General features: G+C 24.6%; 12 protein-coding genes. 4 read left to right on the top strand and 8 right to left on the bottom strand.

Going from position 1 to position 14,099, the window contains the following annotated elements; translation table 11 throughout:
- Positions 1 to 232: 232 nt before the first annotated feature.
- On the top strand, positions 233 to 1,609 hold the full coding sequence (locus KQI36_RS04440) for an MATE family efflux transporter (protein ID WP_216449766.1): 1,377 nt from the start codon (positions 233 to 235) through the stop codon (positions 1,607 to 1,609).
- Between the two features lie 267 nt (positions 1,610 to 1,876).
- On the opposite strand, the gene KQI36_RS04445 is transcribed toward KQI36_RS04440, so the two are convergent.
- From KQI36_RS04445 to KQI36_RS04470, 6 genes are all read right to left on the bottom strand, one after another.
- On the bottom strand, positions 1,877 to 2,602 hold the full coding sequence (locus KQI36_RS04445; protein WP_010293330.1) for a LytR/AlgR family response regulator transcription factor: 726 nt from the start codon (positions 2,600 to 2,602) through the stop codon (positions 1,877 to 1,879).
- Positions 2,603 to 3,077: 475 nt separating this feature from the next.
- A complete protein-coding gene (locus tag KQI36_RS04450) occupies positions 3,078 to 3,404 on the bottom strand; it encodes a thioredoxin family protein (protein WP_216449768.1) in 327 nt (108 codons plus the stop codon).
- 182 nt (positions 3,405 to 3,586) lie between these two features.
- Complete coding sequence (locus KQI36_RS04455) at positions 3,587 to 4,531, bottom strand: DMT family transporter (protein ID WP_244991467.1); 945 nt, start codon at positions 4,529 to 4,531, stop codon at positions 3,587 to 3,589.
- A gap of 406 nt (positions 4,532 to 4,937) precedes the next feature.
- Positions 4,938 to 6,599, bottom strand: a complete 1,662-nt coding sequence (locus KQI36_RS04460; RefSeq protein ID WP_216449769.1) for a hypothetical protein — start codon at positions 6,597 to 6,599, stop codon at positions 4,938 to 4,940.
- A gap of 2 nt (positions 6,600 to 6,601) precedes the next feature.
- Positions 6,602 to 7,405 carry an ABC transporter ATP-binding protein gene (locus tag KQI36_RS04465; protein ID WP_042315872.1) on the bottom strand — a complete coding sequence of 268 codons (804 nt, stop codon included), beginning with the start codon at positions 7,403 to 7,405 and terminating at the stop codon, positions 6,602 to 6,604.
- Positions 7,406 to 7,696: 291 nt separating this feature from the next.
- Positions 7,697 to 8,518: a DUF7973 family transport facilitator gene (locus KQI36_RS04470; RefSeq protein ID WP_216449773.1), complete on the bottom strand. Its 822-nt coding sequence runs from the start codon at positions 8,516 to 8,518 to the stop codon at positions 7,697 to 7,699.
- A 441-nt stretch (positions 8,519 to 8,959) separates the two neighbouring features.
- Here KQI36_RS04470 and KQI36_RS04475 point away from each other — a divergent pair, with 441 nt between their 5' ends.
- Positions 8,960 to 9,427 carry a C-GCAxxG-C-C family (seleno)protein gene (locus KQI36_RS04475; protein ID WP_216449779.1) on the top strand — a complete coding sequence of 156 codons (468 nt, stop codon included), beginning with the start codon at positions 8,960 to 8,962 and terminating at the stop codon, positions 9,425 to 9,427.
- A gap of 9 nt (positions 9,428 to 9,436) precedes the next feature.
- A complete protein-coding gene (locus KQI36_RS04480) occupies positions 9,437 to 10,384 on the top strand; it encodes a TDT family transporter (protein ID WP_216449780.1) in 948 nt (315 codons plus the stop codon).
- A gap of 18 nt (positions 10,385 to 10,402) precedes the next feature.
- Here the strand turns inward: KQI36_RS04480 and KQI36_RS04485 are convergent, their stop codons facing one another.
- Complete coding sequence (locus KQI36_RS04485; RefSeq protein WP_216449781.1) at positions 10,403 to 11,218, bottom strand: RelA/SpoT domain-containing protein; 816 nt, start codon at positions 11,216 to 11,218, stop codon at positions 10,403 to 10,405.
- A gap of 125 nt (positions 11,219 to 11,343) precedes the next feature.
- Positions 11,344 to 12,018, bottom strand: coding sequence for a hypothetical protein (locus KQI36_RS04490; protein WP_216449783.1), 675 nt, complete (start codon positions 12,016 to 12,018; stop codon positions 11,344 to 11,346).
- A gap of 655 nt (positions 12,019 to 12,673) precedes the next feature.
- On the opposite strand from KQI36_RS04490, the gene KQI36_RS04495 reads away from it, so the two are divergent.
- Positions 12,674 to 14,077 carry an alanine/glycine:cation symporter family protein gene (locus tag KQI36_RS04495; RefSeq protein ID WP_216449784.1) on the top strand — a complete coding sequence of 468 codons (1,404 nt, stop codon included), beginning with the start codon at positions 12,674 to 12,676 and terminating at the stop codon, positions 14,075 to 14,077.
- The last annotated feature ends 22 nt before the right edge of the window (positions 14,078 to 14,099 follow it).

A 14,099-nucleotide genomic window follows, 5' to 3' on the forward strand; every position in this document is an offset into this window, starting at 1 on the left:
ATTAATTTACTATATAAATTAATTTACTCTTTACTTTAATTGTTTTTTAATAACCACTCCACTTCTATTGCTAAACATAAATATAATAATATTTATGCAACTCTTGACCTTGGTATTATACCAAGGTTTATAATTCTATTATAGTATTATTTTATAATATTTTATTAAATTTTAAATAAATTTAATAAAAAAAATATCATTATAAAATTTAATAATTTCAAGGAGTGTTTTTATGTCTAATTCTGTTGATGCCGTCGCCAATAAGTCGGCACTAAGAAAAAAATTTTTACATTACTTATTCCCCTCAGTAATAGCTATGTGGGTTTACTCAATTTATACTATGGTTGATGGTATGTTTGTTGGTAGAGGAGTTGGTCCTACCGCTTTAGCTGCTGTAAATATTGCTATGCCTTATGTGAATTTCGTTTTTGCATGCTCTATGTTCTTTTCAACCGGTGCATCTACAATAATTTCAATTTCCCTTGGAAAAAATAATAATAAAGATGCTAATGAAATTTTCACCCTCAACCTTGTGGCTATGATTGTATTCTCACTAACTATTAGCATACTGAGTTATATTAACATTGATAAACTTGCACTATTTTTAGGTGCTACTGAAAACACCTTACCATTTGTAATTTCATATCTTAAAATTATAATTGTTTTCAACACGTTTTTTATAGTTTCTTACTGTTTAGAAGTTCTTACAAAAACTGATGGCTTTCCTTACTTGGCAATAATAGGAGTTGTTCTTTCTGCAATAACCAATATATTTCTTGACTACCTATTCGTGATAAAACTAAATAGAGGAGTTGAGGGCGCTGCAGTTGCAACAGGTATTTCACAAGTAATATCAACAATATTTTTCTTTAGTCATTTTTGTAGAAAAGTTTCTAAACTAAAACTAACTAAATTTAAATTTAAGTTTAACACTATAAAAAGAATAATATTTATAGGATTCCCTGATGCTATAACAGAACTTACATCTGGAGTTGTTATATTATTATTTAATCAAAGCATTTTAAAACATATAGGAGAAAATGGAATAGTAAGTTATAGCGTTATATGTTACGTTAGTACTTTAGTTCTAATGACAATGATTGGTATAACCCAAGGAATGCAACCACTATCTAGCTTCTATTTTGGAAAAGAAGATAATGCCAGTATTAAACAACTTTTAAAAATGTCCTTTAAAGCTATAACTTTTGCATCAATTTTAATATTTACTATATCTATAATATTTACTAATGAAATAGTAAGCATTTTTATAAGTAAAGAAAACTTAGAGTTATTTTCTTACTCAGTAAAATCATTTAGAATATATTCTTTTTCCTTTTTAATTTTAGGTTATAATATATTAATTTCTGGATTCTCTTCTTCTATTGAAAAACCTATATATGCTACTATAATTTCATTATCAAGGGGACTTATATTAGTTTCTATAGTTCTTTTAGTAATGGTTACTATCTTTGGTGGTTCTGGAATATGGTTTACAACTATAATTTCTGAAGGTTTATGTGTTATAATTTCATTCTTTGTTATAAAAAAATCTTTAATTTATATAAATTCAAATGAACCTGATGATTCTCTGGAAATTGATTGTTTTTAATTTTCCTTTAAAAAAACTATGAAGTTAGATACAATATCTAACTTCATAGTTTTTTATATTTCATATTGAGTTCTAAGTTAACTCTTAAATTTATTCATTGAAAAACTTGAATATCAAAAATAGTGAGACATGCTCTAAATCGCTTAGAATTAAACACTACGTCTTATATAAAAATATTTTAAACTTATTGAATAAATTTAAATTGGAGCTTATTTCTCTACATACTAAGACAAATTTAAAATTATAATACCTTTTTAATTAAACATATTATTTACACCAATCATTTAAATAATCTACAAATTTAAATTTTATAATTTCTAAATAAGTTTTACTTATAGGTATAATTTTACCAGACTCTAATGTTATTTCCCCTTTGTTTATTTCTTTTATTTTCTTTATATTAACTATGTATCCTTTATGACATCTTGCAAATTGATTATGTGGTAAAAATTCTTCAACTTCAGATATCTTACCATAGAAAGTATTACTAGTTGTATCTGTGCATACAAACATCACTCTCCTAATACTTTCAAAATATTCTATCTCATCTAAAGGAACTTTTGTTATTACACCTTTATACTTACAACAAAAATAGTCTTCCTCTTTTTTAGTTATTGAACATATAGCTCTTTCAAAAACTAACTTTAATTTTTCTTTATTAACTGGCTTTAACAAATAATTTAAAGCTCCAGTATCATATCCATCAAAAACATATTCCTTAGAAGACGTTATAAAAACCAATATAAGTCTTTCATTATAACTCTTTATTAACTTTCCAATGTCTATACCGTTTGTACTATTCATTATAATATCTAGAAATACTATATCATATTTATACGGATTATCTTTTATTTTTATCGCTAAGTCATCACCGTTTTCAAACTCATCTATATTAATTTCTATTATAGACTTATTACAAATTTCTTTTAATATATCTATAATTTCTTTTCTATGAAGCTTAATATCATCACATATTGCAATATTGTAACTCATAATTCCTCCTAAACCATTTGCTTTTATAACCTATTTACATACCTATTATACTATAACTTTTTATACTCAAGTAAAGCAAATTATTAATGATTCTATAGCTCGTAACTACATAATATCCCCTAAATATATACCATAAATTTATTATATTTATTTTTAACTTTTTCCAATTGTGACCTATGAATATACTCTATTATACCTTTTTTTATTTCTAAAAAACATTTCACAAATGTAAATTATTATTAATTTATACTGTAGACTTTTATCAAGTTGTTAACTATTTTCACATAAAAAAAAAGATATTCAAGATGAATCCTCTTTATTTTTAAAACAATAAATTTAAAAATGATTGTACTACAAAACTACTAATTTTACATTTATTCTACAATAATTAATTATAGCATATATTAAAATAGTTATATATATAAATTAACTTTTTATATATATATTTCCTAATTCTTATATTTAAATGAATTTTTTATCTATTATATAAATTATAGTACCTATTAATTTTTTTATCTAATTCACTTAAATTTATATATCTTCTTTCCCTTAAAATTTCTTTTCCATCTATATAAAATATTACTGTAGGTATATCAAATATATTATATTTAGAAACAACTTCCTTACAATCGTTTATTTCTATTTTAAAACTCTTTAACTCTTCATAATAATCTACTATTTTATCTACCTTGCCTTTTAACACATTACAAACTTCACAACTTTCATTTGAAAAATATAATATTACAAAATTATTTTCTCTCACACATCTTTCTATGTCTAATACGTTATTTAATATTTTCATTATACTAACACTCCATTCCTTATTTCACAAAATTTAATTAATCATATATATTTTATTTTTTATGTTCTTTAAAATCAAATTTATAAGTTTACTTCTATTAACCTATTACAAATGTAATAGGTTTTATCTTATATATAAAAGAAGCATAATAAAATATTATACTTCTTTTATATATAAGATAATTATATAGAACTTTTAATATGCTTATTTTTTTTTAATCTCGAAAAATCATACTCTAAAAAAATAGCAGACATTAATATTATTATCGATCCAATTATTTGAACGCCATTTAACATTTCACCAAATATAAAAAATGCAAATATACTACCTAAAACTGGCTCTAAAGCAACTAATATACTAGTTAAACTTGTATCTATGTACTCAGTAGCTTTTACATAAAACGTATTTGATATAAATGTACTTAGAAATCCTATTGATAAAATATTTAATATAACGATTGCTGGATGATTATTAGTTATAACAGCTATTTTTATATCCTTAAAATTAGTAAACATAGCTAAAAATAATGTAGCTGACAAAAATCCATATATTAACATTGTATCTTTTTTATATTTTTCTATGTAAAATCTAGGAATAACAATCTGAAGTGCAAATAGCATTCCAGTAACGACCCCTGCAACAGCTCCTATAAGATCTAACTTAATTTTTTCTCCACCTAAAATATTAGCTATGCATAAACACCCAATCATAGCAAAAATAATTACAAATATTTTTTTTAATGTTATTTTTTCTTTAAAAAATATTGCGTTAAATATAGTGACCCATATAGAATTTGTAAACATTAATACAGTAGCTATTGATATTGGAATTTTGGATACAGACAAATTAAAAGCAATAAAACACATTGCAAATGTACCAACTCCATAAAAAGAGCATATTACTAGTCCCCTTATATCAATTTTTAAAGCTTCCCTATTGTTTTTTAACAGCCACAATAAAAAACATACCGTTGCTATAGATGCCCTAAAAAATGATATCCCTTTTTCATCTAAGCCTGCAATACATAAATTTCTGCTTGTAATACCCATCACGCTCCAAAATAAGGTAGCTATCAATACTAAAGCAATACCCTTGTTTTTATTATTCATTTTAATTCTAGTTACCAAATCTTAAACCCTATATTTTTTTGGTAACCTCCTCCCCCCTAGTTTCTTATATTTTTTCTTTTAAATTATTTACATTTTTTATTTTAGAGCATAGTAAAATTTTGAACAATATATATTTGAAATTTTAAATAAAAATATATCTTATTTTTTTATATAGGTTTAAAGCTATAGGGAAACAAGCTCCAATTTAAATTTATTCAACAACCTTAAAATGTTTTTACACAAGATGTAGTGTTGAATTCTAAGTGATTAGGAGCATATCTCACTATTTTAGGTATCCAAGTTTTGAAATGAATAACTTTAAGAGTCAACTTGGAACCCTATAAGATTATACTTGCTAATAAATAAAGCTAGACATTGGTATTTTATCTATAAAGTAAATACCAATATCTAGCTAATTTTTTAATCATGAAATCATGTTTTTAAAATTATTTTTATTTTTAAATGTTAAATTCCAACTTATTATTGTTGCAATAAATATTATTATTAAATATACATAAATTCCATAGGAAATAGTTGTTGAAATATAGTGCCCTCCCCATATTGCTCCAGTTATAATAAATGACAACATATACGCTCCTAGGGATTTTTTATTTTCGCTTGGACTGTACTTCATAGAAAATGGTAATCCTACACCTATACATTTTAAATCTATTAATACCATTAATATCATAACAAAAATCATTATAATTAGATGTATAATAAATTTCCATTTGAAAATTAGCAAGTAAATTATCCCATCTAGAATAACTACAGGCATAATAAATTTATAAATACAAGCTTTTATTGAACCCTTATAAATCAAGTTATAATTTTCTATAGGTAGTGCCTTGTAAATCCATCCGCCTTTATACTCCTTGGAAAATTGAATCATTGTTATCATTGGTGATGCCAACATTATTAAAGCATAAAATGTAAAGTAAGACTTACCTTGTGATATATTCTGAATACTGTTTGCTGTATTGCTTGTATTTCCAATGTTCATAAGTAAAAATATTAAAGGAAATATAGCTGCCATGGCTAATGATGGATAAACCTTAAGTTTAAAATCTCTTTCTTTGCTTAACATTTCACAGGAAAAATTAAAGAATGCTCTTTCTATTTTATTTTTACATATAAATTTGCTTAACTTTAAAGTAAATTTCCCTTTTTCTTTGTTAGATATTTGAGAATTTTCATTTAACTTTATTAAATATTCTTCAAAACTTTTTGCTGTTTTAAAGTATAAAATTATACTTAATATAGGTACAACTACTGCTAATATTGCTAATATACTTATGCCTATATCTAATTGTTTATTTTTTGCAATTGATAATGGTGCTGAAAACCAAAGCGGTGGTAAAAAATAATGAACCATTTTAGCAGTATACGTTCCACTAATATTTTCAAAATTGAATAATCTTCCAATAAATTGATATCCTATTGTAATTATTACAGTTAAAATTATTTGTATAAAATTTATTATATCTTTAAGTCTTTCACCATCAAAATACTTTAGCACTAAATAATATACTAATGCTGTTATTGTTACAAGAAATAAATCTATAAAAATTATTTCAACAAAAAATACTATAAAAAATAAAACCCCATATCTTAACGATGCTATAAGAGAAAATCCGCAAAGAGCAAGTGTAATTTCACAAATATATATAATTATATGTGTAAATTTTGCAGCATTTATAGTTCTTAAATCTATGCCTTTAGTTCCAATTAAAGTTTTATCTCTAACATCTAAGATAACAGTTGAAAAATCAGATATAAAAATAGATAAAATAAAAAACATAATCATTGAAAAATACATACTCATTTTAGCCATGACATTTATATCTGGAATAATAACAAACATAAAAACTATACCTAAAAATAAATAATACTTCAATGCACTTTTAAACTGATTTTTTTCTTCTTTCTTATCATCATTAGTATTACTTAAAACTGTTGGAGTCTTTCTACTGTCTGTAGTAAGTTTCATTTTTAATATTAGACTCATCATATCATAATCTACACCTAATTTTTCGTAGACCCACTTAAATTTATCTATTAGTTTTAGAATTTTAAACTCCCACACAATTATTCCTCTCCTTCAACTATAGATATAATTTTTTTAGCTGTCTCTTTATGCATACTAAATCCAGTTAATTCGTTAAATATATTTTCTAATGAACCTTCATTTATTTGCACTTTTAATTCCTCAAATGTTCCATCTGCAATAACTGTACCTTCATTTATAAGAATTATTCTATCACTTATTTTTTCTACAACATCCATAATATGTGATGAATAAAATATAGTTTTTCCTTTAGAAGCCAATTCTTCTAAAAGTTCTTTAACTATCATTATTATATTCGCATCTAACCCACTTAGTGGTTCATCCCAAAATAATATATCTGGATTATGCAAAATACTGGCTATTATCATTACCTTTTGTTTCATACCCTTTGAAAAATTAGATAATCTAGAATTATAGGACTGGCCTACATTAAAAACCTCCATTAATTCTTTTGCTTTTTTATCTATATCATCATATTCCATACCATATAATTGTCCTATAAATGTTAAGTATTCTTTTGCTGTTAAACTCTCATAAACATCTGCTACTTCTGGAACATAACCTATTCTTTTTTTATAGCTTCCATCACTATTTTTTATATTTTCTCCTAAAACTTTTATTTCTCCATCATAATCTTCTAATAATCCTAATATTAACTTAACAGTAGTACTCTTACCTGCACCATTAGGACCTATATATCCTATGATTTCACCTTTATAAACCTCTATATTTACACCATTTAAAACATTTTTGCTTCCAAAACTTTTTCTTAAATCTTTTATTTCTAAAGCACTTTTCCTCTCCACAATTATACCCCTTTTCATAAAACTACATAATTATATTCTATTATATACATTTTTTATTTACCTTTATATAGAATCAACTTAAAATACCTTATTTCATACTTATCCTTAGTATTTTTATAAAATTAGATAAAAAAAGAAATTAGAAATATTATACTAATTTCTCTTTTTCTTATGTTTTTAATATTAAGATATTATAAATTTTTTAAACATCTATAATCTTATCTTTAAATACTATTTAGTATTATAATTTTAAAGTATTATAATATGTAAAAATACTTTCATCTAAACTATTATTTATTAAACTGCATTTTATAATAAAAGAGTTATTATTAATGAAAGTAAAAAATTTGTTGTTGCTGGTGGATCAATATGTGAATCCGCATGACTATTTAAAGTCTTACATACTATATCACCTACTATCGCTGCAATAATACCAAAAGCTGCACCAATATAAATGTTACCACTAGTAACTCCAGCTAATCCTGCCATTAAAGTTATATGATGTGTTACAGGAACTGCATACCCCATTTGTGCAAAAATTAATGTAGTCGCACTAATAAAGAAACCTAACACTGCAATTCCTGTTGTTACTGCATAATACGAACTTACTAAACCAGCACCTAAACCTAACATTATCAAATAAATTATTTCTTTACTATTAGGAAAATATTTTCTCTCTTTAACTTTTGTATCTCCCAATAAACCACTTTTACCAAATACTAATCTTGCAATAACTCCAGATGTTAAAACTGTTAGTGCACCTGTATCTGCTGGAACATGTATAATTTCTAAAAATAAATAATTTAATACGCATCCAATTACACCAAATGCACCACCTACTAATAAGATTAATGGATTAGAAAACTTATTAAGTGGTGTTACAAGATCAGCTCCTGACTCAAGTTCACCAATTTTATGTGCAAAAGCTGCAGCTCCAACTCCAGCTGCAAAAGAAATATGTGGTCCTAAAAAAGCTCCAAAAGCAACACCATCAACCATGTTAATTGGACCTGTGGACACAGTAAGTCCCGTAAGTCCAACTATTCCTACAAGTATAAATGCTGGTAAGGCTCCTATTGCCGCTGCAAAGGCACCTCCACCAAATGCTGCTAAAATCATAAAAATATCCATGTATACTTCCCCCCTAAAATTAAAACTGAAATTATATTAATAATTTCACTTTAAACCTTTTCATTTAAAATTTTTATTTATTCCTATTATACTAAATCATAGAATTAAAAAGTTAAAATTTAATAATATTTAATATATTTTCAACTTTGCCCCTCACAATTCTACATTTTTAATATGTTTTGTAAATTATCTCAACTTTAATATTTTTTCAAATTTCAACTGAATAATCAGTATGTATTTTAAATACCTATAGATAATTTTATTCTATTTGTTTTTTCTATTTCTAAACTTGTATGTTTTTTGTTAGATTTTAATATATAGAAATCTATATTTTTAATTTATTCATTAAGACTTTAAATATTTTACTAATACTTAAATTTAATGAGTATATTAAAATTTTATATTCTTGCACTACTTTATATATAATTAGGAGGATTTAATATGAAAACTGAAGTAAGTATCAAAAAAATCAAATCAGATGCAGAAGAACTTTTCAGAAAAGGTGATTTCTTTTGTTCTGAAGCTATAGTTTATTCTATAAAAAACAATTTTGAATTAGACATGCCTGATGAAATGGTTGCTATGGCATCTGGATTTCCTGTAGGTATAGGCCGTTCAAAATGTGTATGTGGAGCAGTTTCTGGTGGTATTCTTTGTCTTGGTTATTTCTTTGGTAGAACTAAAGGTGGAGACAAAAAAGTAGAAAATACTTTAAAACTTGCAAATGAACTTCAAGAAAGTTTTAGACAAAATCATGGTTGTTTATGTTGTAAAGTACATACTCAAGGTATGGATATGGGTTCTGGCGAACATAAGGCTCAATGTATATCATTTACTGGTGAAGTTGCAGAAAAAGCTGCTAGCATAATAGTTAGAGAACTTAATTTGAAAAATATTGATGAAGAGTAGGTCTTAAATATGAAAAATTTTTTAAACTTAATACCACTCCCTATTGCTGGGTTAATGCTAGCCTTAGCATCTACTGGAAATTTAGTTGCAAACTATAGTCCTATATATAAAAACATATTTGGAGCTATTTCTGCAATAATTTTTATATGTCTTGTGTTAAAATTTTTTATTAATCCAAAATCTGTTATAGATGATTTGAAAAACCCAGTAATAGCTAGTGTAACTCCTACATTTTCTATGGGAATAATTATTTTATCAACATATATAAAGCCTTATTCTTATAAATGTGCTTTTATATTTTGGATTTTAGGCATTATTATACATTTTGTATTAATGCTTTACTTTACTATAAAGTTTATTTTAAAATTTAATATAAAAAAAGTATTTCCAAGTTATTTCATAGTTTATGTAGGTATTGTAGTTGTAAGCTTAACTGCTCCAAATTTTAATGCTTTAACTTTTGGCAAGACTGTATTTTGGTTTGGGTTTATATGTTATTTAATTTTATTACCTATAGTCCTTTATAGAGTTTTAATTATAAAGCAACTTCCTAAGCCAACATTACCACTTATAACTATTTTTGCAGCACCAGCTAGTCTTTGTCTTGCTGGATATATAAATTCATTTGACGCAAAAAATTCTATTATAATTGGAATATTATTATCTTTATCATTAATAACATTAATAGCAGTAATCATTCTTTTACCTAAATTTCTTAAAATAGAGTTTTATCCAAGCTACTCAGCATTTACATTTCCATTAGTAATAAGTGCTATAGCTTTAAAAGCTTCAAATAAATTTTTAGGCTCAATAAATATGAAATCTAGCTTATTGAATTACATAAGCAAGGCTTCTGAATATATTGCAATAGTTATAGTTTTATACGTTCTTATAAGATATATGCATTTTATATATACAAAATTAAAAACAAAAACTAATTTAACTATAAATTCTTAAAAGTAGATTCAATTGAATCTACTTTTTTTCAAAAGAACAAATTTTTTCTTTCAATAATTTAATTTCTTCTTCTTTTTCTTTTAAAACTTTATTATATTCACACTTTACACTACCTAAATTATCATTTAATAAATTAATAAATGAAGCCATTTCATCAGCACTTCCAGCAATACGATTAAATAATAATAAATTTGCTTCTAATACCTTAGGTATTTCTTTATGTGAATACCTAAGCTGGTGATCTATTTCACCATATCCTTCTTCAAATATAGTTCTTACTTGAATTTCTGCTATAACCTTTTGACTAGTTGGATAAAATTCTATCAAATAGTGCACTGATCTATATCCTGATTTTCTTGAATGAATTTGTATTCCTAATTCTTCAAACCTGCTTGTGTCATCGCCCTCTCTAACATTAGCTGTCATCTCTGTAACTTTCCATGTATTAAGTATAAATTGATGTATACTTTCCCATTCTTGCTTAAATATATGTATAGCTCTAATTCCTATCAAATCATTTATTTCATCTTTATAGTTTTCTATAGTAAAGTTAAAATCTTCCCCATATTTTTCTTTTCTATCTCTTGTTTTTCTAATAATTTTTTCTATTAATCTTTCTGCATTTTTAACTCTTGCCTTAACAGTATGAACATTACATGCATTCTTTACTATATTAGAAATAAATTCTGCTTGTGTTTCATAATTTTCTCTAGATTGTATAAAATCGTTATATATTGCATTTAAATTATCCCAATTAATATTATTCTTTTCAATTTCTTGTACTGTAAAAGGATATTTTTCAAAAAAAACTTTTTTATCAATGTTGTTTTTCATAGTAATAGCACTCTCCTATATTCAATAATCCCAAAGAAGCTTCTACATTTATTATATATCAAATTCAAAATAATTAATTAATCTATTTTAATATCTAATAAAAAGTAGTCCTAAAATAGAACCAATTAAAATTCTACTTTAGGACCATTTGTACTCTTTCTATATACATTATAATTGCACATATAAATGTATTCCCTTATCATAATTTTATTTTCTATATTTAATATTATAGATTTTTCCTTTAAATTTTCATCCATATAATTTTCACAAAAATTATATACTTTTTTATTAGGAAATATTATATATTTAATTATATTTAAATTTAACTTTACATAATTTCCAACAAAAATTTTTTTGTCCTTTAAATTCATAATCTTTTCATTGTCTAAATATATTCTAATTCCAGGGTAATATTTTAGATATTTAATATCTGAAGTATTTTCATATTGTAAATCTAACATATTAATTTCCGATTTAGTTGAAAATTGATTGTAAAAGTTAAAGTAATTTTTGTCTTCTTCAAATTTATATAGTATACTATCATTTAAAAATTTGATTTCATTTTTTAAAATATTAATATACTCTTTTATTGTTAGAGAGCGGCATAAAAAGCTATATTCCATATTATTTTCACAATTAAATTTATAATGCATTTCATTCTTTATACTGATAGAATTTTTTTCACTTCTTCTCTCTCTAAATTCTTTCATTGATTTATAAAATTTATTCATATTTTTAATACTTTCAAAAATATAGCTATTTTTTTCTAAAAAATCCTTATTATTATTTAAAGCTTCCAAACTTTACTCCCCCTAAATTACAATAAATTATCTTCACTGATTAATTTGATTTAAACACGTAAAATACCTTTATTTTTCTTTTAAATTTCTGTTAATTTATATGTATATACATTCATATTTACATTATATGTTTAGTAAAAATTAAAAAATAATTATTTATTGAAAATTGATTTTTTTCTGACTTTTTTGTATACTTATATACATATAATTACTTTTTGTTATATTTTTTATATTTTTTACTTTTTTATACATTAAATATAATTTAATTTTTTTGTGAAATATCTCAGGAAATAAACTAATACTTAAAGCTATTTATTAATCTAAAAATTTAGCTTTTTAGAAAGTTTTTTGAATTTAAAGTTTTTACAAACATATTTCACTATTTTAGGTATCCAAGTTTTGAAATGTATAATTTTAAAATTCAACTTGGAACTTTATAAACTCTGTTTCTATTTATATATTTAAGTTTTTTATTTTTAAAACTATTTTCAGTATTTTTTATTAAACTTAATTAATTATAGATATACTTATTTTTTTAAGTTAATATTTAAAATTATATAATTTTAAATTCAAATTTATAAACCTAAATAACAATCATAATTTTAATTATTTATTATTCACTAGAGATTAATTTTAAACTCGAGGGGGAATTTAAGTGGAATCTTTTAATAATTTTATTGCAACAGCTAATAACTATCTTTGGGGATATGTACTAATAGCCCTTTTGTTAGTTCTTGGTATATATTTTTCTATAGGTACTAAGTTTGTTCAATTTAGATATATAAAAGAAATGTTTATACTTCTTTTAAATGGAGGTAATAAAGATAAAAAGAAAGAAGGTAGTGTATCTTCCTTTCAATCCTTTTGTATAAGTACTGCTTCTAAAGTAGGTACTGGTAACATTGCAGGAGTTGCTATTGCTGTAGCTTTGGGTGGTCCAGGAGCAGTCTTTTGGATGTGGCTTATAGCATTAATTGGTGGTGCTTCTTGTTTCGTAGAATGTACATTAGCACAGATTTATAAAGTTAAGGATGGAAATGCTTACAGAGGTGGTCCTGCCTATTACATGGAAAAAGGACTTAATAAAAGATGGATGGGAATATTATTTTCAATACTTATTACTATTTCTTTTGGACTAATATTTAACTCTGTACAAGCTAATACGATCTCAGTGGCTTTTAATACTGGATTTGGAGTAAGTAAAACTACTATAGGTATTATCCTTGTTGTTGCTACATCTTTGATAATATTTGGAGGGGTTACAAGAATTGCTAGGGTTTCTGAAATAATTGTACCTATCTTTGCCATAGCTTATATAATTGTATCACTTTTAGTCCTTGTATTAAATATTACTCAACTTCCAAATATCTTAAAAATAATTTTTCAAAATGCCTTTGGATTAAAAGCAATTACATCTGGTGGATTAGGTGCTACTATAATGCAAGGTGTTAAAAGAGGTTTATTCTCTAATGAAGCTGGAATGGGTAGTTCACCAAATGCTGCTGCTGCCGCTGAAGCATGTCACCCAGTTGAACAAGGTCTTGTTCAAACTCTAGGAGTTTTCGTTGATACTATAATAATTTGTAGTGCCACAGCATTTATAATTTTATCTTCTGGAACTTATGCGGATTCAAACCTTACTGGTATAGAATTAACACAGCATGCTCTTACTTCACAAATAGGTTCTTTTGGCAACTATTTTATAGCAATTTGTATTTTGTTATTTGCTTTTAGTTCTATAATAGGTAATTACTATTATGGGGAATCTAATATAGAATTTATTAAAACTAATAAATTTATCCTAACCATATATAGAATTTGCGTTGTTGGAATGGTTATGTTTGGTTCTTTAGTTAAAGTAGAATTTGTTTGGAATATAGCTGATTTCTTTATGGGCTTAATGGCAATAATAAATTTAATTGCTATATCACTTTTAGGTAAGCATGCATTTTCGGCATTAAAAGATTATACAGCTCAAAAAAAAGCAGGTATTAAGAATCCTATATTTAAATCATCATCTATACCTGGATTAAAAAATGCTGATGAATGGAAAGATTAATTAATAATTAATTATTTCTACT

The sequence above is a fragment of the Clostridium senegalense genome, assembly GCF_018916625.1.
In the GTDB taxonomy this organism is placed as follows: Bacteria; Bacillota; Clostridia; order Clostridiales; family Clostridiaceae; genus Clostridium_J; species Clostridium_J senegalense.